Source organism: Robiginitalea sp., assembly GCF_982776155.1.
This window is the reverse complement of sequence record NZ_CEXZKX010000008.1, coordinates 19,915-41,627: the sequence shown is the minus strand read 5'-3', so window position 1 is coordinate 41,627 and position 21,713 is coordinate 19,915. Positions and strand designations below refer to the sequence as shown.

General features: G+C 58.5%; 15 protein-coding genes. 8 read left to right on the top strand and 7 right to left on the bottom strand.

Annotation, left to right across the window (positions count from 1 at the left end):
• Window positions 1-9 precede the first annotated feature (9 nt).
• From AC3DKS_RS12980 to AC3DKS_RS12965, 4 genes are read left to right on the top strand one after another with little or no spacing between them, the layout of a single operon-like run.
• The gene (locus tag AC3DKS_RS12980) at window positions 10-1,308 is read left to right on the top strand and encodes a BatA domain-containing protein (protein WP_272608502.1); all 1,299 of its coding nucleotides are present in this window, start codon (window positions 10-12) and stop codon (window positions 1,306-1,308) included.
• Window positions 1,305-3,587, top strand: coding sequence for a DUF4175 family protein (locus AC3DKS_RS12975; protein ID WP_272608504.1), 2,283 nt, complete (start codon window positions 1,305-1,307; stop codon window positions 3,585-3,587). The genes AC3DKS_RS12980 and AC3DKS_RS12975 overlap by 4 nt, the downstream gene beginning before the upstream one ends.
• A complete protein-coding gene (locus tag AC3DKS_RS12970) occupies window positions 3,577-5,322 on the top strand; it encodes a hypothetical protein (protein ID WP_272608506.1) in 1,746 nt (581 codons plus the stop codon). Before AC3DKS_RS12975 ends, AC3DKS_RS12970 begins: the two co-directional genes overlap by 11 nt.
• Window positions 5,323-5,358: 36 nt before the next feature.
• Window positions 5,359-7,032 (top strand): sulfatase family protein, encoded by a 1,674-nt coding sequence (locus AC3DKS_RS12965; protein ID WP_272608508.1) that lies wholly within the window; start codon window positions 5,359-5,361, stop codon window positions 7,030-7,032.
• A 124-nt stretch (window positions 7,033-7,156) separates the two neighbouring features.
• Here the strand turns inward: AC3DKS_RS12965 and katG are convergent, their stop codons facing one another.
• The gene (katG, locus tag AC3DKS_RS12960) at window positions 7,157-9,436 is read right to left on the bottom strand and encodes a catalase/peroxidase HPI (RefSeq protein ID WP_272608510.1); all 2,280 of its coding nucleotides are present in this window, start codon (window positions 9,434-9,436) and stop codon (window positions 7,157-7,159) included.
• A 145-nt stretch (window positions 9,437-9,581) separates the two neighbouring features.
• Here katG and AC3DKS_RS12955 point away from each other — a divergent pair, with 145 nt between their 5' ends.
• The 4 genes from AC3DKS_RS12955 (at window position 9,582) to AC3DKS_RS12940 (ending at window position 13,083) form a co-directional block, all read left to right on the top strand.
• Entirely contained in the window at window positions 9,582-9,923 is a 342-nt protein-coding gene (locus AC3DKS_RS12955) for a ribose-5-phosphate isomerase (RefSeq protein ID WP_272608512.1), read from the top strand.
• Window positions 9,924-10,021: 98 nt separating this feature from the next.
• Window positions 10,022-10,498, top strand: coding sequence for an RpiB/LacA/LacB family sugar-phosphate isomerase (locus AC3DKS_RS12950; RefSeq protein WP_272608514.1), 477 nt, complete (start codon window positions 10,022-10,024; stop codon window positions 10,496-10,498).
• A 142-nt stretch (window positions 10,499-10,640) separates the two neighbouring features.
• On the top strand, window positions 10,641-12,362 hold the full coding sequence (locus AC3DKS_RS12945) for a GMC family oxidoreductase (protein WP_015753887.1): 1,722 nt from the start codon (window positions 10,641-10,643) through the stop codon (window positions 12,360-12,362).
• Between the two features lie 4 nt (window positions 12,363-12,366).
• Window positions 12,367-13,083, top strand: coding sequence for a gluconate 2-dehydrogenase subunit 3 family protein (locus AC3DKS_RS12940; RefSeq protein WP_272608516.1), 717 nt, complete (start codon window positions 12,367-12,369; stop codon window positions 13,081-13,083).
• Window positions 13,084-13,163: 80 nt separating this feature from the next.
• Here AC3DKS_RS12940 and AC3DKS_RS12935 read toward each other — a convergent pair whose 3' ends face one another.
• The 6 genes from AC3DKS_RS12935 to AC3DKS_RS12910 all read right to left on the bottom strand — a co-directional run bounded on the left by AC3DKS_RS12935 (window position 13,164) and on the right by AC3DKS_RS12910 (window position 21,617).
• A complete protein-coding gene (locus tag AC3DKS_RS12935; protein WP_272608518.1) occupies window positions 13,164-14,783 on the bottom strand; it encodes a sodium:solute symporter in 1,620 nt (539 codons plus the stop codon).
• 12 nt (window positions 14,784-14,795) lie between these two features.
• Window positions 14,796-16,001, bottom strand: coding sequence for an aldose epimerase family protein (locus tag AC3DKS_RS12930; protein ID WP_474732157.1), 1,206 nt, complete (start codon window positions 15,999-16,001; stop codon window positions 14,796-14,798).
• Between the two features lie 101 nt (window positions 16,002-16,102).
• Window positions 16,103-17,608 carry an L-arabinose isomerase gene (araA, locus tag AC3DKS_RS12925; RefSeq protein WP_272608522.1) on the bottom strand — a complete coding sequence of 502 codons (1,506 nt, stop codon included), beginning with the start codon at window positions 17,606-17,608 and terminating at the stop codon, window positions 16,103-16,105.
• Window positions 17,609-17,620: 12 nt separating this feature from the next.
• Complete coding sequence (locus tag AC3DKS_RS12920) at window positions 17,621-18,322, bottom strand: L-ribulose-5-phosphate 4-epimerase (RefSeq protein WP_272608525.1); 702 nt, start codon at window positions 18,320-18,322, stop codon at window positions 17,621-17,623.
• Between the two features lie 2 nt (window positions 18,323-18,324).
• Complete coding sequence (locus tag AC3DKS_RS12915) at window positions 18,325-20,013, bottom strand: ribulokinase (RefSeq protein WP_272608527.1); 1,689 nt, start codon at window positions 20,011-20,013, stop codon at window positions 18,325-18,327.
• 59 nt (window positions 20,014-20,072) lie between these two features.
• Complete coding sequence (locus AC3DKS_RS12910; RefSeq protein ID WP_272608529.1) at window positions 20,073-21,617, bottom strand: alpha-N-arabinofuranosidase; 1,545 nt, start codon at window positions 21,615-21,617, stop codon at window positions 20,073-20,075.
• Window positions 21,618-21,713 lie beyond the last annotated feature (96 nt).

Genomic DNA, 21,713 nt, shown 5'->3' with positions numbered 1-21,713 from the left:
AAAGAAAATATGAGTTTTACCGCCCCCATCTTCCTGTGGACCCTGCTCGGCGCGTTAATCCCGCTGGGCATCCACCTGTGGAGTAAACGGGAGGCGAAAACCATCAAAATCGGAAGCGTGGAATTATTGCGCGAGAGCGATTCCCGTCAATCCCAGAGCCTGCGACTGAGCGAAAAAAGGCTCCTCGCCCTGCGCATGCTGCTTATAGCGACCCTGGCACTCCTGCTTGCAGGCCCCCAATGGGAATCCCGCGCCCGGAACCAGCCGCTGGCCTACGTGGTGGAGCCTTCCCTGCTGAACCGCGCCTCCCTGAACGCGTTTCTGGACAGCGCGGCCTCCGATCACCCGGTGTACCTGCTTCGCAAAGGCCTCCCCGAATGGGGGGAGCCGCATACGGTTCCTTCCGGAAACCCTCCCCCAAACTACTGGCAGTTGGTCCCGGAGCTGGATTCCCTGGGGGCAGACAGCATCGTGGTATTTACAGCTGCTTATGTTCAGGGCCTCCGATCCAGGCGTCCGGAATCGTCCGGGCCGATCCACTGGGTGGTCCTGGATGGCGAGCCGGCCAGGGATACACCGGTATTGGCGCGTAAAATCCATGAAGGCTACAGCATACTCACCGCGCAGGGGGACCCGTCGTATACTGCCTTCCGTTGGCGGGAGGCCGACCCGGAAGCTGTACGGCGGATTGCGTATCCGGGCAGGGACAGCCTGCAGCTGGGTTCGGGTCCTTCTAAGGGGAAGTTGCCGCTCTTTGACGCCGACACGCTGGAGGTGGCTATGTACCACACGGACAGCCTGGAATCGGAGCAGCTTTACCTGCGGGCCTCCCTGGCAGCCCTTTCGGGATACATTGGGCAACCCATCCGGGTGCAGGGCGGGGTCGGGGAGCCGGATTCCATTCCCTCCGGTACCGACCTGCTGGTATGGCTTCTACCGGACCCTGCACCGGAAGGCGCCTGGAAGACACTCGCCTACCGGGACAGCCCGATGGCCGGCCAATTGATTGAACAGGGAGACTGCCCGTCGTGTTTTACCCTCACCTCCCGGCTGACCGCCGGGAATATGGTTTCCGGTTATTTCGGGGAACAACTCCTCAGCCTCCTGGATCCCGGCAAGGCCTGGGGCGATTTACCGGACCGATACGATTACCGTCAACTCGAAGCGGGTGAACTGGCGCCCCGCCGGCTCCCCATGGACCAGGACCGGGAGCGGGTGCACCGGGCCGGTGCGGAACCCTGGCTTTGGGCCCTGTTGCTCCTTTTGCTCGTAACCGAACGCCTGTTCGCCAAATACCGGAGTCAATGAGCGAAGCCGGGAAAACTTATTTGCTCAATTTCGCAACCCGCTGGCAGCGTATGCTTTACGCCAGGAGCCTGCTTTACGGACTGGGTGCCGGACTTTGTGCGGGCCTGCTGGCCCGTTCACTCTGGGCAGGGGCGTTTGCCTTTCTGGCCATCGCACTGGTTTCCCTCCTCGCCAGCCGGCCCTGGACTCGCAACATGGACCGTGTTTGCGCCTATGTCGACTCCCATGTGGCGGATGCCGGTTTCAGCAGTGGCCTGTTGCTGCAACCCGATGCGGAACTCCCCGGGTTGTCCCGGTTGCAAAAACACCGGGTTGCCGCCCGCCTCCAGGCCTCCCGGGAGCGTCCGTCCCCGCCGGTGGGCTTCCGAGGGGCGATCCTCTGGGGGGTATTCGCACTGGGTATCGGGCTGCTGGGGCACCAGATGGGTTTACTCCGCGGGTGGACGGGTTTTCCGGAGCCCGGGGATTCCGCCACACAGGGCATCCGGTTTGCCCCTGCCGATTCCGTGGCTGCGGAGACGTCGGCGCCCGTCCTGACCCGGCAGCGTATCACAGTAAATTTCCCGGCCTATACCGGCCAGGCCCCCCGGGTTTCGGAAGATCCGAATATCCGGGCAGTAGCGGGGTCCCGCATCCGATGGGAGCTATATTTTGAAGGGCCCATCCACCGGGTCCGGCTCGAGCGGATGGGGGAGGAATACCCGTTGCGCCAACAAGGCGGGTTGTTCCGGCTGGAACTCCCCCTGGAAGAATCCGGTTTCTACAGTTTCCGGTTTACCGACTCCCTGGGCCGCGGGTACGTGACGGACCTGTATTCCCTGGAGGCCGTCCCGGACCGGGCGCCCGAGGTGGAGATCGCCGGGGTGCCCCAGTATGCGTATTTCGATGCCCCCGATGAAAAATCCCTCCGTTTTACAGGGAACCTGACCGACGATTTCGGGTTGCAGCAGGCCCGTATTGTGGCCACTGTGAGCAAGGGTTCCGGCGAATCCGTAAAGTTCCGGGAGGAGCGGCTGGATTTTGACCAACCGGTCCAGCCGGGGGCCCGGCGGCTCGTGTTGACAAAAACCATCGACCTGGACCAACTCGGCATGGACCCCGGGGATGAACTTTACTTTTATGTGGAGGCATCCGACAACAAGGAGCCCCAGCCCAATGTAGCCCGAAGCGAGACCTTCTTTGCCGTTATCCGGGATACGACAACCGACCGATTTGCGGTAGAAGGCAGCCTGGGGGTGGACCAGATGCCGGATTACTTCCGGTCCCAGCGGCAGTTGATTATCGACACGGAGAAGCTGATAGCCGAGAAACCGGATATCCCGGAGCGGGAATTTAAATTCCGGAGCAACGAACTGGGTTTTGACCAGAAAGCCCTTCGCCTGAAATACGGCCAGTTTATGGGGGATGAAGCCGAGATGGCTATGGCGCCGGCCCCCGGGGGCCAGGCTGCCGGGAGCGGGGAGGTCGGTGACGGGGAAGCTATGGAAGAGACGGAATCGGAAGGGGATGACCCCCTGGAGGCCTATACCCATGACCACGACGGGGACAACGAACACCACCTGGTAGACGGGGACTCGCATGGGGATTCCCATGGAGAAGCACCCGGGGGGGACGGGGAGGAGGCCGAAGATCCCCTCCACGATTACCTGCATAATCACGCGGATCCGGAAGCCTCCACCTTGTTTGAGGAATCCCTGAAGGTCAAACTCCGGAAGGCCCTGAACATTATGTGGGACGCGGAGCTGCAGCTGCGGCTCTACAAACCCGAAGCATCCCTGCCCTACCAGTACGAAGCCCTGAAACTCATCCAGGAGATCAAAAACAGCGCCCGCGTCTACGTACACCGCATCGGTTTTGACCCGCCCCCGATTAAGGAAGACAAACGATTGTCAGGGGATGTGTCGGAGATATCCGACTATCGCAAACAGGAATCGACGACATATGAACTCCCCCTGGGCGATGTGCGCCGGGCGGTAGGGAGGCTCGAGGAAATGATCGGCGGCAGTCCGTTCGGGGAAGGGGACGGCCTCCTTTTCCAAAGCGCGGGCAACCAACTGGCTTCCAGGGCGCTGGAGGAACCCGGCAGGTACCTGGATTTGCTGCGCGGGTTGCAATCCCTGGAAAAAGCCTCGGGCAGATCCATGGCAAATTACCGCTCGCTGCACAAGGGTTTGTACGCTTTGCTGCCGGACCCCGAAAAGGTCCCTTCCGGCTCCACCCGGTTCGCGGACCCGGTAAATGAACAATTTCTAAAAGAACTCCGGGCCTATGACGATTAACCTGGTCATTGGAAATCCGGAATGGTTATGGCCGGCATTGGGGGTGGGCGTGGCGCTGCTCGTCTTGCTGTTGTACCGGGAGTGGGGCAACCGGGAAATCGGGGCGCTGCCGAGCCGGATAGCAGCCGCCCTGCTCGCTGTGGCCTCTCTGGTGATGCTGGCCCTGGAACCGGCTGTTGAAAGGGAGCGGGAAGGGGGGAGTGGGATCCTGCTCACCGATGGCTTCCAGGAATGGCAGGTCGACAGCCTTAAGGAAGCCTATCCGGGAATCCGAACATATCGGTACATAAAAGGGAAATCCCTGCCGGTCCCGGGGAGCCTGAGAAAGCTTTTTGTTCTCGGGTACGGGCCCGAACCCTACGACCGATGGCAATTTGACAGCCTGGGCATTGTATTCCCCGGTGTGGAGCCTCCCGTTGGTTTCACGGAACTGGCATACCCCGGGCAGGTGCAGTTGGATCAAGAGTTGCATGTACGGGTGCATTACCGGAATTCGGGTGGCGGCCACCACCTGCTGCTGCGCGACCCGGGCGGCAATTCGGCAGATTCGATCCGCCTGGGCGGGGCCTCGGAGGGCACCTATGAGCTCCGGACGGTACCGAAGGCGGTCGGCGACTTCCGGTACAGCCTGGCAGCCAGGGACAGTGCCGGCCAGGTACTCCAGGAGGGCCCGTTGCCGGTCCGGGTGCGGCCCCGTAACACCATGCGGGTTCTCGTGCTGAACGATTTCCCGACATTTGAAACCCGCTACCTGAAGAATTTCCTGGCAGACAGCGGCCATGAGCTGCTGGTCAGGAGCCAGATTACCCGCAACCGGTATAAGTTCGAATTCATCAACCGGGATCCCGATCCGATTTACGCCCTTACAGACGATATTTTGTCGGGGTTTGACCTGGTGATCGCCGACAGGGCCGCTTATACCGGCTTGAGTGCCGCCTCCCGGGGTGCGCTGGAAACCCGCATTTCCGAAGGCGGGCTTGGGTTGTTTATCCAACCGGATGATGCGTACTTCCGGTTGCCCCGGCGCCTCGCACTTTTTGATTTTGATCGCAACCCGGACCCCGGTTCGCTTCCGGGTTCCGCCTCGGGGCCGGAGATTAAAAAATACCCTTATACGCTTACCGGGCCTTTCACCGCCCGGGGGATTGAGTGGTCCCCGGGCGTCTCCGTGGGGGTGGTCCGGCCTTATGGGCTGGGCCGGGTTGCCACCACCTGGCTGCGGGAGACCTACCCCCTGGTCCTGAGCGGGCAGGAAGACCGGTACAGGCTCCTATGGGCCTCGCTTCTCAATGAAGTGGTGCAGGGCAGGCAGCAAACCGCTGCCTGGGATGCCCAGACAACGATTCCACGGGTGGATGAACCCTTTCGGTTTCGCTTGCGCACCGCAGGGGAGGTGCCGCAGGTGGTTAATTCCGGGGGAGCCCGCGTACCGTTGCGTCAGAACGTCCTGATCCCGACGAAATGGGAGGGGACGGACTACCCGGTGAAAACCGGATGGAATCCCCTCCGCCTGCCTGCCGACAGCCTCCCGGGTTTTCGGTATTATGTGTTCGAAGAGGGCGATTGGCATACCGTGGCGGCCAGCCGGAGACTGGTCGCCAACCGAATCGCATTTCAGGGGGAGGAGCAGGTATCCACCACCGTAACGGAGTACGTCCCGGTATCCCCACTGTGGTTCTATGCCGTTTTCCTGCTGGGCATGGGCTGGCTCTGGCTCGCTCCGAGGGTCCTCTGAATTTCTTATCTTGGATAACTAAACACAAACAAACCCATGCTCAAACAATTTTCCTATGCGGTTTTGGCAGCAACGCTGCTCCTAACCGGTTGCGCATCTCCTGAAGAATCGCCCCAGACCCCCCCGAATATTATTTTTATCATGTCGGATGACCATGCCTACCAGGCGATATCGGCCTATGACAACCGGTTGATCGAAACGCCGAATATCGACCGGATTGCCCGCATGGGGATGTTGTTCACCAATGCAAGTGTTACCAATTCCATCTGTGCACCATCCCGTGCAACCATCCTTACAGGGAAGCACTCCCACATCAATGGGAAGGTAGACAACCACTTTCCGTTTGATACCACCAACGTCACATTTCCCCAGCTGCTGCAAAAATCGGGCTACCAGACGGCCATGTTCGGAAAATTACATTTCGGCAACAACCCCAAGGGATTTGACCAGTTTGCGATCCTTCCCGGCCAGGGCGCCTATTACAACCCGGAGTTTATTACCAAGGATTCCGGCCGGATTACCGTGCCGGGTTATACCACGGATATCATCACGGATATGACCCTCGACTGGCTCGATAAGGAGCGGGATCCCGATGCGCCCTACCTGCTGATGTACCTGCACAAGGCGCCCCACCGCTCCTGGTTGATGGCCGGGCGCCATATGGAAGAGTTTACCGCCCGGACCTTCCCGGAACCGGAAACCCTCTTTGACGATTATGCCACGCGGCCGGCTGCTGCGGAAGCCGAAATGAGCGTCCGCGACCATATGGGCTGGTCGGGCGACAACAAAATATTCCCGCAGACCATGCGGGAGATGGGACTGGATGAAATCGGGATCGACACCCTGCGGTTCAACTACAGTGTGGGTCGGATGGATTCCGTCCAGCGCGCCACTTTTGAGAAGTACTACGGACCCGTGAACGAGGCATTTAAAGAGGCGTACCCCGACATGACCGAAGAGGAGGTGATGAAGTGGAAGTACCAGCGCTATATGCAGGATTACCTGGGTACCATCCGGGCCGTTGACGAAAACGTCGGCCGGCTCCTGGACTACCTGGAGGCGAACGACATGATGGAGAATACGATCATCGTCTATACTTCCGACCAAGGCTTCTACCTGGGGGAGCACGGGTGGTTCGACAAGCGGTTTGTATATGACGAATCCTTCAGGACGCCGCTCCTGGTGGCCTGGCCCGGGAAGGTGGAGCCCGGGAGCGTCTCGGACGAAATGGTGCAGAACCTGGATTTTGCACAGACCTTCCTGGACGTAGCCGGGGTGGAGCAGCCCTCCGACATGCAAGGCGAAAGCCTCGTCCCGGTATTGACCGGGAACATGGAGGACTGGGACCGGGAGGCCGTCTATTACCATTATTACGAATACCCTGCCGAGCACATGGTGAACCGGCATTACGCCATCGTTACCAAGGACTATAAATTGATCCACTATTATTTCTACCAGGATTACTGGGAACTCATCGACCGGAAAAAGGACCCCAAAGAGCTGCACAATTACTATGACGACCCGGAATATGCCGAAGTGCAGGCCCGGTTGCACAGTGAGTTGGAAGCCATCCGGGAAAAGTACGGGGACAGCGATACCCTGAGCCGGCAGTATATCGACACCTTTATGGAATCGGCAGAAGAAGACGGCATCTGGGGGGTCAATAAGGAGCGCCTGGAAGAGATCCTGGAAGCGCGGAGAGAAGATTAGGACAACAGATAGGGTAAGATCCTGAATTAATCTGATGGACAGGCAAAAAAAGAAAAGGTGGCCCGCGGGGGCCACCTTTTTTTATGCAAAACGGCGCTAAATTGGTTTAGCCGTACGTTCGCTTTCAGGCCAGTTCAAACCGGTCCAGGTTCATCACCTTGTCCCAGGCCTTCACGAAATCCCTGACAAATTTCTCGCCGGAATCGCTGCAGGCGTACACCTCGGCAATCGCCCGCAATTCCGTGTTGGAACCAAAGATGAGGTCGGCACGGGTTGCAGTCCATTTGACATTGCCGGATTTCCGGTCCCTGCCTTCAAAAAACTCCTCGTCTTCTGAAACCGCTTTCCAGGTGGTGCGCATATCCAGGAGGTTGACAAAGAAATCATTGGTCAGCACCTCAGGACGTTCGGTAAATACGCCGTGCTTGGAGCCGTTGTAGTTGGCATTCAGGGCCCGCATACCACCAACCAGCACGGTCATTTCCGGCGCGGTGAGCGTCAGGAGCTGGGCCTTGTCCACGAGCAGCTCTTCGGTGCGTGCCGAGAATTTCTGCTGCTGGTAGTTCCGGAACCCGTCTGCTACGGGCCGCAGGTGGTCAAATGCCTCCACATCGGTCATTTCCTGGGTGGCATCTGTCCGTCCCGGGGTAAAGGGTACGCGGATATCGTGTCCGGCATCTTTGGCCGCTTTCTCCACCGCAGCACACCCACCCAGAACAATCAGGTCCGCCATGGAAACTTGTTTATTACCGCTCTGGGAGTCGTTGAATGCTTTCTGGATCTTTGTCAGGCCGTCCAGCACTTTGCCCAATTGTACCGGGTTGTTTACTTCCCATTGTACCTGAGGCTCCAGACGCACCCGGCCGCCATTGGCGCCCCCGCGTTTGTCCGAACCGCGGAAAGTGGAAGCCGACGCCCAGGCGGCCCCGACGAGTTGGGAAACCGTCAGGCCGGAATCCAGGATCTCTGCCTTCAGGGATTCGATATCCTGCTGGTCGATCAGGTCGTAGTCCGCGGCAGGGATCGGGTCCTGCCAGATCAGGTCCTCTTTGGGTACCTCGGGTCCGAGGTAGCGGGATTTAGGGCCCATATCCCGGTGGGTCAGCTTAAACCAGGCCTTCTGGTAAGCTTCCTTGAATTCCTCGGGGTTTTCGAGGAAGTGGCGGGATATCTTCTCGTAATCCGGGTCCATCCGGAGGGCGAGGTCCGTAACGAGCATAAAGGGGTCGTTCTTTTTCTCCGGATCGTGGGCGTCCGGAACGGTGCCGGCCCCGGCCCCGTCTTTGGGCTTGAACTGCCAGGCCCCGGCAGGGCTCTTGGTCAACTCCCATTCGTAGTTAAAGAGGTTCTCCAGGTATTTGTGGCTCCATTGGATGGGGGTATCCGTCCAGGCGCCTTCCAGGCCGCTGGTAATGGTGTCGGACCCCATTCCGGAACCGAAGTTGTTTTTCCAGCCCAGGCTTTGCATTTCGATGTTTGCCCCTGCGGGTTCGGCCTCCAGGTACTCGGTATCGGGGGCGGCCCCGTGCGTTTTCCCAAAGGTGTGCCCGCCGGCAATCAGTGCCACTGTTTCGTAGTCGTTCATCGCCATCCGGCCAAAAGTGACGCGGATGTCATGGGCAGCGGCCTCCGGATCCGGTTTCCCGTTGGGGCCTTCCGGATTCACGTAGATCAGCCCCATGTGGGCGGCCCCCATGGTGCGTTCCAGTTCGCCATCCTCATTGTAGCGCTCCTTATTCCCGAGCCACTCGGTTTCCGAACCCCAGTAGATGTCTTCCTCGGGCTGCCAGATGTCTTCCCGACCCCCGGCAAAACCGTACATCGGGAGGCCCATGGACTCGTGGGCCACGTTCCCCGTCAGGATCAACAGGTCGGCCCATGATAGTTTCTTGCCGTATTTCTGCTTAATCGGCCACAGCAACATCCGGGCTTTGTCCAGGTTGGCATTGTCCGGCCAGCTGTTCAGCGGAGCGAAGCGCTGGGCGCCGGTGCCGCCGCCCCCCCGGCCATCCGAGATACGGTAGGTTCCGGCTGCGTGCCACGCCATCCGGATAAAGAACGGGCCATAGTGCCCGTAATCTGCCGGCCACCAATCCTGGCTGTCCGTCATGAGTTCCCGCAGGTCTTTTTTCACGGCCTCCAGGTCCAGGGATTTAAACGCTTCGGCATAATTAAAATCTTTATCCATCGGGTCGGCCAGCTCGGAATGCTGGCGAAGGATGTTCAGGTTCAGCGAATTCGGCCACCAGTCGCGGTTCGTAGTACCCCCGCCGGCTGCCTGGTGCAGTTCCCCGTTCAGGAACGGGCAGTTCGCGGCGCTGGATTCATTGACGTCCCAGGCTTGGCCGTCCTGCGCGGTGTGCGCATGAATGTCCTTTGACTTGGCTTGGTTATCTTTTCCCATTTTAAAATTGTGTTTTTTGTGATTTAGAACTTAAATTTACGATAATCCTATCTTATGGAAATGGATTTTTGATAGTTTAAATCAATGCGGATTCGACAAAAACTATCGGGTCCGCGTAACCTTTCATTCTGCCGTATTTACAGCTATGGCATACCGCGTATACGTCATTGAATTGTCCCGTCACGCCTTTACGGAAAACTGGCGGTTCCGAGCGGCGAATCCCCAGTTTAACGGGGTCCTGCAGTGCCTATACGTGGGGATGACTTCTAAGTCGCCCCAGGTCCGCTTCGAGCAGCATCGGAAAGGCTACCGGAATGCCAAGGGCCACAACCTGGCCTCGGGAATTGTTCAGAAATACGGCATGTACCTGCGGCCGAGCCTGTACAACCACCTGCCGGTCCTCCGGACGCGCAGGGAAGCCCTGAAACTCGAAAAAGACCTGACCCTGGAACTCCGGCGGAAGGGCTACGCGGTCTGGTCGAACTGATGCCAGTTCCCGTAGGGTTCGTATCTTTAATTGAAACGAACCAATCATTGAAACAAACCATTCATTGAAACAAACCATTGATTTTTTCAAACGACCAGATGATTTACATAGCATCCGACCATGCGGGATTTGAACTGAAGAATGCCCTGTGCCGCCACCTGGCTGCCTCGGGACGGGATGTGGAAGACCTGGGCCCGTATGCATACGACCCGGAGGACGATTATCCGGATTTCATCCTGCCGGCGGCGGAAGCCGTGGCGGCAAATCCCGGGAGCCTCGGGGTGGTTCTCGGCGGTTCCGGACAGGGCGAGGCATTGGCAGCCAACAAAGTAGAGGGCGTTCGGGCTGCCCTGTATTACGGCGGACCCAGGGATATTATCTCCCTCTCCCGGACCCATAACCAGGCTAATATTCTCAGCCTGGGCGCCCGGTTCCTGGACGAGGAGGAGGCCATCGCCGTACTGGAACTCTGGTTGGAGACCCCTTACGGCAGGGAGGAACGACATGTTCGAAGAATTAATAAGGTCCGCGCATACGAACAAAAACGGGCAGGAGGGCCGGCCGAAAATTCATGAATCCTCGCCCGGCTTTGCGCGATAGAGGGAATCGATCGGGCTAAATGATTATCTTTAGGCGGCACAATGCCCGTGGGAATCCGCCAGAGGATAGCTCCGGGGCATCGTACCTGTTGATTCACTACCAATTAAATCCAATACTATGCAAATTATTGAGAACTCCCAGGTGTACGACGCAATTGTCGTGGGCTCAGGAGCGGGGGGCGGCATGGCGACCAAGGTACTGGCCGATGCCGGCCTGAATGTGGCCGTCGTTGAAGCCGGCCCGTTTTTTGATCCGGCCGACGAACAGCAGCGGACCCAAATGAAATGGCCCTATGAAAGCCCGAGGCGCGGTGCCTCCACCACCCGGGCCTTTGGGGATTTTGACGCCGCCTATGGGGGTTGGGAGATCGAAGGGGAACCCTACACGCACAAAGACAATACGGAATTCCACTGGTTCCGCTCCCATATGCTGGGCGGGCGAACCAACCACTGGGGGCGCATTTCCCTCCGGTTTGGCCCGCAGGACTTTAAGCATAAGGACATCGACGGGTACGGCGACAACTGGCCCATCGGATACGAAGATGTAAAACCCTATTACGACCGGGTGGATAAACTGATCGGCGTCTTCGGGACGAATGAAGGCCTCCCGAACGATCCGGACGGGTTTTTCCTGCCGCCGCCAAAACCCAGGCTCCACGAGCTGTTTTATATCCGCGGGGCACGCAAGACCAATGTGCCCGTGTATCCGTCGCGCATGTCGATGCTCACCAAACGGATCAATCAGGAGCGAGGGGTTTGCTTTTACTGCGGACAGTGCAGCCGGGCCTGCCAGGTATACGCGGATTTTTCGGCGGGTACCTGCCTGATATTCCCGGCACAGAAAAGTCGGGGCCAGGTAGATTTATTTGTGAATTGCGTGGTCCGCGAGGTAACTACCGATGAGAATGGCCGGGCAACCGGGGTCTCCTATATCAATAAGGAAGACCGGAAGGAATACAAGCTGAAAGGAAAGGTAGTCGTCCTGGGGGCGTCGGCCTGCAGCAGTGCCCGGATTCTGTTGAACTCGAAAAGCCCGCAACACCCGAACGGCCTGGGGAATAGCAGCGACCTGGTAGGTAAATACCTGCACGATTCCACAGGTGCCAGTCGGGCCGGGTTTATCCCGGACCTGATGAACCGCAGCGTTTCCTACAACGAGGACGGGGTAGGCGGCATGCATGTGTATTCTCCCTGGTGGGGCGACAATTCAAAACTCGATTTCCCCAGGGGCTACCACATAGAAATCTGGGGTGGGATGGGAATGCCCTCGTACGGCTTCGGTTTCAACGCCAATGAGTTCAACAAGTTTTTCGGGACAAAGGTAGGCGGCTACGGGGATGTACTCCGCAGCGACGTGAAAAAGTATTACGGGGCCGTAGTTGGCCTGAGCGGCCGGGGCGAGTCCATTGCCCGGAAGGACAATTACTGCGAGATCGACCCGAACGTCCGCGACGAATGGGGGATTCCGGTTTTGCGTTTCCACTACAAATGGTCGGACCTGGAGCGCAACCAGGCAAGGCACATGCAGGATACCTTCGAGGAGATCATCGTCAACATGGGCGGGGAACCCCTCGGGGACAAACCCGGGAAAGACAGCGATTACGGGCTGCTCGCACCCGGGAAAATCATCCACGAAGTGGGGACCACGCGGATGGGGGACGATCCCAAAACGTCCGTGACCAACCGCTACCAGCAACTCCACGATGCGGACAACGTATTTGTGGTGGATGCCGGTCCTTTTGTTTCCCAGGCGGACAAGAATTGCACCTGGACCATCCTGGCTCTCTCCATGCGGGCTTCGGAGTACATCGTAAATGAATTGAAACAACAAAATATCTGACCCTATGGACAGGAGAGAAAGTCTGAAATCCATCGTACTCGGGTCCCTGGCCGGGGGCCTCGTACTCAACGGATGCAAACCCGGCGAGGAGCAGGAACTGGCCGAGGCCATTGAACAGAAAGCCGGAGATTATTACGGCCGCACCCCGGAAGAACTCGAGCGCGACAAGGAATTGATGGAGGAGGAACTCCTCACGGAACACGAACGGGAATTGCTCACGGTGCTCTGCGACGTGATCCTCCCTCCCGGCGATACCTACAAGGGTGCCTCGGATGCCGATGTGGCCGGGTTTATTGAATTCATGGCCAAGGACATTCCCGAATTGCAGACTCCGCTCAGGGGCGGGTTGCTGGACCTGGAGCACAAGTGCTACCAGGCCTTTGACAAGTCCTTTGTAAACGCTACGGAAGCCGAACAAAAAGAGCTCATCGACCCGATTGCGTATTACGACCCGGACGTTCCGGAGTTGGAGCGCGACCCGGCGGTCAATTTCTTTTCGCTGGTCCGCAACCTGACGCTCACCGGGTTTTACACCTCAAAAATCGGCATTGAGGAATTGGGTTATAAAGGAAATTCCCCGAATGTCTGGGATGGCGTACCGGAAGAGGTGCTCGCCCAGCACGGGGTGTCCTACGATCCCGAGTGGGTGGCGAAATGCATCGACCAGGAGAAGCGGAACATCCAGGCCGAATGGGACGATAAGGGCAACCTGATTACCTGACCCGGGAATCACCTGGGAACCGGGATTTTTGTCCCGCAGGTTAAAAGACAGCCGGTGGCCGGAAAGGCCCCCGGCTCTTTTTATTTCCCGTTAAACCAGATCATGATGCCGATAACGATAACGAGGATGCCGACCGAGACGACGATATCCTTCCAATTGTAACTCGCCTTATTGCGCTCTTTCTCCTCCCGGGTAATGGTCGCATAGGTGAGGTTGGCAATTTTTTCGGGCTCCGGGGCCGGGGTCATCAGGCTCACGCCAACCAGCACCACGATGCAAAACAAGAAGAACCAGGCCGCGAAAATCAGGTAATTCACAGCCCCCAGGGTATGCAGCCAGCTGCCCGGCTCCAGGTGGTCCTTGGCGAGTTCCAGGGAGATACGCAGGGCACCCCCCAGGAATCCGACAATCAGGGTGACAAAAGCCCCCTGTGCGTTCACCCGCTTCATAAATATCCCCAGCAGGAATACCGCTGCGATCGGCGGTGCGATATAGGATTGCACGCTCTGCAGGTATTCGTAGAGTACCCCGGAGATATTCGCCATGATCGGGATCCAGATAATCCCGATGACCACCACGATGGCCGTGGCGATTTGTCCGGTGCGTACCAGTTTTTTCTCCGGGGTACCCGGGCGGAGCTTTTTGTAGATGTCCACGGTGAACAAGGTAGAACAGGAGTTGAACACGGAAGCCAGCGAGCTCATCAGGGCAGCGAGCAGCCCGGCCGCCACCAGGCCGCGCAACCCGGAGGGTAGCAGGTTGCTCATCAGCACCGGGAACGCCTCGTCGGGGTTGTCCCAGTGCAGTTCTCCCCGCATTTTCAATGTGAGTGCAATTACGCCCGGGATCAGGAACAGGAAGACCGGCATCAGTTTGAGCAGGGCCCCGAAAATGGTGCCGCGCCGCCCCTCCTTGATGTTTTTTGCGGTCAGGGCCCGCTGGACGATGTACTGGTCCGTACACCAGTACCAAATCCCCACGATCGTGCTCGAGATGATTAGCCAGGGCCAGGGGAAGTCCGGGTCCGTGGCGGACCGCCACATATTCAGGTATTCCGGGGAAACAGTTTCCCGCATGCTTTCCCAGCCGCCCACACGGTCCAACCCGATGACCGTCAGGGCCGCCGCACCGAGCACCAGGATAATGGCCTGCAGGGTTTCCGTGTAGACTACGGCCCGCATCCCGCCCAGGACGGTATAGATGCCTGTGAGGACCACGGTGGCAATCGCCCCGGTCCAGAAATCGATGCCCAGTAGGGCGGAGACCACCACGCCCCCGGCATAGATGGTCACGGAGATCTTGGTGAGCACATAGGCCACAATGGAAAATACGGACAGGATCCAGCGCGCGCGGGCATCAAAGCGTTTCTCGAGGAATTCGGGCATGGTAAACACCCCGGCCCGGGCGTAAAACGGGAGGAACACCCACCCGAGCAACAGGACGATCCAGGCGTGGATTTCGTAGATGAGCATCGGGAGCTTGTTACTGGCCCCTGTACCCGCCAGGCCCACCACGTGTTCGGAACCGATGTTGGAGGCGAAGATGGAAGCGCCCACAACAAACCAACCGACGTTGCGGCCGGCCAGGAAGTAGTCTTCGGTATTGTCCTTTTTTTTGAGGATCACCCATACGGCAATCCCCAGCAGGATGGCAAAATATATCGAAATGGTTACCCAATCCAGGGAATCGAGCATTTGCATAGCGGTATCGGTTTAATTGGTTGTATGAGGTGTGTTGGTTGAAAGTCTGAAGCGCGTATGGGAGCGATAGGTCTGTCCGGGATCCAGCCGCACCGAAGGGAAGGCCTCCTGGTTGGGGGAGTCCGGGTAGTGCTGGGTCTCCAGGCAGAAACCGCTGCGTTTCCCGTAGGTCCCGCCCCCTTTGGCGGGGAGCGACCCGTCCAGGAAATTGCCCGTGTAGAACTGCACCCCGGGCTCATCGGTGGCTACCTCCAGCTTTCGGCCGGTTGGCGGGTGTACCACCGTGGCAAATTGACGGAATCCGGCGTCCGGGTCGTTGAGTACCCAGCAATGGTCGTAGCCTCCACCCATAGCGATTTGTTCATTTGCCGCATCGATATCCTCCCCGATAGGTTTGGGCGCCGTAAAATCAAAAGGCGTCCCGGAAACCGGCCGGATTTCGCCCGTTGGGATGAGTCCGTCGTCAACAGGCAGGATGGCATCGGCCTGCAGGGTAAGTACGTGGTCCCCGATGGATTGGGAGAAGTCGGCCGACAGGTTAAAGTATACATGCTGCGTGAGGTTTACAATAGTCGGGGCATCCGTCCTGGCCTCGTATTGGATATCCAGTTCCCCGGCTTCCGTGAGTGTGTAGGTGATTGCAACGTCCAGGTTCCCGGGGTACCCTTCTTCCCCGTCCGGGCTCGTGTAGGTGAGGACGGCCGTATTGCTTTCCGGCCCGTCCGGCAACCGAACTTCCCACAGGACTTTGTCGAATCCCTTAACCCCTCCATGCAGGTGATTATCCCCATTGTTTTTGGCCAGCGAAAAGGTTTCCCCATCCAGGGTGAATTCCCCCCCGGCGATCCGGTTGCCGTAGCGTCCCACCAGCGCCCCGAAAAACGGGTGCCCCTCCAGGTACGGTTCCAAACTGTCGAAGCCCAGGACGACATCCTCCAGGTTCCCTTCCGCATCCGGGGCCGACCAATAGGTGATAATCCCGCCGTAATTTATAAAACGCAGCTCCATGCCGGCATGGTTCCGCATGGTATAGCGGGTAACCTCCCGACCGTCTTTGAGCTGGCCGAATGGCTGGATTTCAATTTTCGCTTTATTGCCGGCGTTTCCCTGAGCAGCCTCCGGGGCGGCTTCTTTCTTTCCCTCCCGGCAGCCTGTTGCAAGGAGCAGGGCGGCACATATCAGAATGGCCGTGAGGCAGTTTCGTGGTTTTGAGGTCATCGGTTGTTGTTTGTATTCATCGGTTAGTCGAATCCGTTTGCCGTCCGGCCCGGGCGGCTCCCGGCGTTCCATCGGGGCAATTGACCCGTGTGGAGCGCCTGTTACATCCCGTGTCGGAACAGGTGAAAATACGTTTCATTTGCCCGGATTTGCTCTTTAAATGCCCGAATCCGGGTTGCCGGGTCGATAACGAGCAATTCAATACCGAAAATTTCGGCAAAATCTTCCATAAAATCGGTGGTCAGGGCCTGTGAATATACGGTGTGGTGGGCGCCCCCTGCCAGGATCCAGGCGGTGGCAGCCGTCTCCAGGTCCGGTTTCGGGTCCCAAAGTACCCGGGCAACCGGTAATTTCGGCAGGTCCGCCAACGGGGCCACGGCCTCCACCTCATTGACCACGAGTCGGAAGCGATTTCCCATATCGATCAGGCAGGTGTTGATTGCAGGTCCGGCCGGGGAATTGAAAACCAGGCGCACGGGGTCTTCCCTGCCGCCGATCCCGAGCGGGTGGATTTCGCACAAGGGTTTCCCGGAAGCGATGGACGGGCAGATCTCCAGCATATGCGACCCCAGGACCAGGCTTTTGTCACTGCCAAAGTGATAGGTGTAGTCCTCCATAAAAGTAGTCCCCCCTTCCAAACCTGCAGACATGACCTTCATGGCGGCCACCAGGGCGGCGGTTTTCCAATCACCCTCGGCGCCAAAACCGAAGCCGTCGGCCATCAAACGCTGTACGGCAATACCCGGCAGCTGCCGAAAGGCCCCAAGGTTTTCAAATGTATCGGTAAAAGCGGAAAACCCGCCTTCCTCCAGGAAGTCGCGAAGCCCGAGTTCAATACGCGCGGCTTCCAGCAAGGCCTGGCGTTGCCCCCCATCCTGCTGCAGGGCGGGAGACAGGGTGTAATCCGCTTCGTAGGTCTTGACGAGCTCGGCCACCCGGGTCTCGCTCAGGTCGGCAATCCGGCGGGTTATGTCCGAAGTAGCGTAGCCGTTAACGGAGAAACCGAAACGCATTTGGGCCTCCACTTTGTCGCCTTCGGTGACCGCCACCTCCCGCATATTGTCGCCGATCCGGGCCACCTGCATACCCCGGAGTGCATCGGCCCCCAGGACCACCCGGGCCCAGATTCCGAGTTTCTCCTGTACGCTCCCGGACTTCCAGTGGCCGGCCACCACCTTGCGCGCCCGGCGCATGCGTGCGGCCATGAACCCGAATTCCCGGTCGCCGTGTGCCGACTGGTGCAGGTTCATATAGTCCATATCGATGGCATCCCACGGGATGCCGGCGTTGAATTGGGTATGCAGGTGGCAGAGGGGTTTCTGGAGCTCCCCGAGCCCGCGAATCCACATTTTGGCCGGGGAAAAGGTATGCATCCAGGCAATGACCCCGATACAATTATCATCGTTATTGGCTTCCCTGCAGAGGGCCGTAATTTCGTCTGCAGTAGTCACCACGGGTTTAAAGACCAGGGGAATCGGGAGGCGATCCGTCTGGTTCAGGCCATTGGCGATAACCCGGGCGTCCGATCCTACCTGACGGAGGGCCTCCGGGCCATAGAGGTGCTGGCTGCCGGTGACAAGCCAGAGTTCTTTGTCGTTTGGTTTCATTTTTTTGGTTGGTTACTGTCCGTAATAGGCATCGTCGCCGTGCTTCCGGTTGTAGTGTTTTTTAATAAGAGCTTCTTTGAGCCTCGGGGCCCCCGGGTTGATTTGCAGGGTCAGGTAGGCCATCTGTGCCACCGTTTCAAGGACCATGCTGTTGTAGACGGCCCGTGCGGCATCCCGTCCCCAACAGAAGGGCCCGTGGTTTCCGATCAGGACCATTTCCACCTCCTCCGGCGAAAGTTTGCGTTCCCGGAAGCACTCCAGGATCTGTATGCCCGTGTTGTGCTCGTAATCCCCTGCAATCAGGTGGTCGGCCATGGGCGGGGCGCAGGGGATGTCCCGGGTCAGGTGGTCCGCATGGGTCGTGCCGAAAACGGGGATGTCCCGCTGGGCCTGGGCCCAGGCAACCGAATAGGTGGAGTGGGTATGCGCAATGCCCCCGATCCCTTCCCAGTTCTTGTACAGGAAGGCATGCGTGGCCGTATCCGAGGAGGGCCGGAGCTTCCCTTCCACTACCTTACTGTCGTAATCCACAACTACCATATCTTCCGGTCGCAACTGGTCGTAGGGAACCCCGCTGGGCTTGATGGCGAAAATGCCCCGGTCGCGATCGGCTGCACTGACGTTCCCGAAGGTGTGGATAACCAGCCCCAGGGCGTTGAGTTCCATATTTGCCTGGTAGCATTCGTTTTTAAGTGCATCGTGGGAACCTGCCATAGTTATGTTTTTTGCATTTGGGCATCCCGGGCCAGGGTGGCGGCAAAGGCCCCCAGTTTTTCATATACCCGAAATTCTTCCTCAAGAACGGCTGCAGCCTCCGGTTCCGGCTGGAATGTCACTTCTACCGGGCTGCCCATGATGCGGGCCGCAGCGGGGATATCCGGATGGATGCCGGCAGCCACAGCGGCATAGATAGCCGCCCCCAGGGCGGGTGCCTGGTCCGAGGCTGCTACCGCGATGGGCCGGTTGAGCACGTTGGCAAGTGTCTGCATGATAAAGCCCGATTTCCGGGCTACCCCGCCAACCCCGATAACCGAATGGATGGACACCCCTTCCGCCTCAAACCGGTCGACGATTTTTTTGGAGCCATAACAGATGGCGTGGACCAGGGCTTTGAACAGGTGGGGGGCGCTACTGCCCAGGGTCAGGTTGGCGATGGCGCTTTTCAATTGTTGGTCGGCGTCCGGGGAACGCCGGCCATTGATCCAGTCCAGGGCAACCGGCAGGCTTTCCGATATCGGGATTTGCTCCGCAGCGGCCGAGAGTTCCGGGATCAGCCGGGCTGCTGCATCGGCCAACAGGTCTGCCCGTTGTTTTTCGGTGAGTGCCGGGGAATGGGAAACCACCTTTTCCATGGGCCATAAAAGGAGATCCCGGAACCAGGCCAAAAGGTCGCCGAAAGCCGATTGTCCGGCCTCCAGCCCGGACATTCCCGGGATTACCGATCCGTCTACCTGGCCGCATATACCCGGCACCGTCCGCTCCCGGAGCCCTGGGTCCGGAGATACCATGATATCGCAGGTGGAAGTACCCATTACGCGTACCAGCGTGTTTTCTTCGATTTTGGCCCCGACCGCCCCGGCGTGCGCATCAAAGGTGCCAACGGCGAGTGCAGTTTGGGTTGTCAGGCCGAGTCTGTTCGCCCATTCGGCACTCAGGTGCCCGGCCAGCTGGTCGGAGGGGAAAGTATCCCGGTACAGACGGCCCCGTAATGTTCCCAGATAGGGGTCCAGTCGGGAGAGGAATGCCGTATCGGGCAACCCGCCCCAGGATGGGTGCCACATGGCCTTGTGGCCTGCGGCGCACCGGCTCCTTTTGAAGGCGGCCGGATCCTTACCGCCTGCAAGGAGGAATGTCATCAGGTCGCAATGCTCCATCCAGGACCAGGCGGCCTCCCGAACGGCGGCATCTTCCCGTACAATATGCAGGATCTTGGCCCAAAACCATTCAGAGGAATAGATCCCCCCGACATAGCGGGTGTAATCCGGCCCACCCCAGGCCCGGGTAAGCTCGTTGATCTCATCCGCTTCGGCCAGGGCCGTATGGTCCTTCCAGAGCACCATCATGGCATTCGGGTTTTCCTCAAACCCCGGAACCAGGGCCAGGGGGGTCCCGTTTTCGGTCACCGGGACGGGGGAGGAGCCCGTGGTATCGATGCAGATGCCTTTTACCGTCTGCGGTTGGGCACCGCTTTTCCGAATGACTTCGCAAATAGTGGCCTCAACCCCCTCAATATGGTCCAGGGGGTGCTGCCGGAACCGGTTGGCAGCCGGGTCGCAGAATTTGCCGGCCTTCCAGCGCGGGTATGCGTATACAGCAGCAGCCTTTTCATTCCCGTCGGACGTGTCCACTAGCAGGGCGCGAACCGAATCGCTTCCGAAGTCCAATCCGATAACAAATTGCTCCATGGCTACTTTTTTACTTGTGGCTGCATAACGGGTGGTTGCCAGCCGGTTGCACGGGTGTGTTAGTTTTCCGAGAACACCAACACGGAGAACGGGGGCAGGCTGGCAGTCAGCATCCCGTTTCGAAACCGGAAATCCCTAAAGGAAACCGGCTTGATTTTTTCCGGATTGTCAAATGTATTGTGGTCCTGTAAGTTTCCGGAGCGCAGGATTGCCGCGTCCATATCGCCGGAGACGAGCCCCTTCAGGTTGAGGGATACCGGGTGGCTCCTGGAAGCGTCGATATTTACGAGGGATATGTGCACTTTTCCCTGGTCATCCCGGGAGGCTGAAACGGAAATCGCCGGCAGATCCTCCCCGTCCAGCGCGTATACGGGCGATTCAAAATCAGTGTCCAGCAATGTGGCATCCTGGTGCACTTTATACATATGCATGACGTGGTAGGTGGGGGTCAACAGCATTTTTTCTTCATCCGTCAGTATCACCGCCTGCAGCACGTTGACGGTCTGGGCGAGGTTGGCCATTTTTACCCGGTCTGCATGGTTGTTGAATATATTCAGCACCAGGCCCGCAATCATCGCGTCCCGCATGGTGTTTTGCTGGAACAAAAAGCCCGGGTTGGTACCATCAACCACGTCGTACCAGCCGCCCCATTCGTCCACCACCAGGTCCACGCGCCCCTGTGGGTCGTACCGGTCCATGATGGCCGTATGTTTTTCGATCAGTTCCTCCATGAGCCAGGAGCGCTGCATGGTCTGGAAATATTCAGATTCGTCAAAATCAACAGATGAACCCTTATCGCTCCAATCAATGACCGAGTAGTGGTGGAGGGCCACGCCCTGCAGCATGTCATGTGGGATGTTTTTCATCAGGACCTCGGTCCAGTTGTAGTCGTCGTCGCTGGCCCCGGAGGCAATCTTGTACAAACCGCCTTCTATACCGCTGTCTGAAAGGAAGGTGGCGTATTTCCGGTAGATATCCGCGTAGTACTCGGGCCGCATGTGGCCGCCGCAACCCCAGGCTTCATTCCCGATACCCCAGTATTTCACCTTCCACGGCTTGTCCCTGCCGTTCTCGCGCCTCAGGTCGGACATCGGGCTCTTCCCGTCAAAATTCGTGTATTGCACCCAGTCGGCCAGCTCCTGAACGGTACCGCTGCCGACATTCCCTGAAATATAGGGCTCGGTTTCCAGCAATTCGCAGAGGTTCAGGAAATCGTGTGTGCCGAAACTGTTATCCTCGGTGACCCCGCCCCACCAGGTATTTACAATGGTGGGCCGGTCTGCCTTTGGGCCAATCCCGTCCTTCCAGTGGTATGTGTCCGCAAAGCACCCCCCGGGCCAGCGCAGGTTGGGGATCTCCAGGGCGCGCAGGGCGTCGACGATATCATTGCGGATTCCCGCCGTATTCGGAACCGGGCTCCCTTCGCCAACATAGAACCCGTCGTAGATACAGCGTCCCAGGTGTTCGGCAAAATGTCCGTAGATATGCCGGCTGATGGTCTCCGGTTGATCGGGTTCAAAGACGCGGATGTTGGTGGCGGACTGTTGGCCGAAGCTGCTCAGGCAGCCGAGGGTCAAGAGATATACGAGCGTGAATCGGAACATGGTGTCGGTACTTGATGGTTGGTGATGATAAAGGCCGTGAAACAGACACGGCCTTTACCTTAACTAAAACTCAAAAAACTAATTCAAACAGTTCCG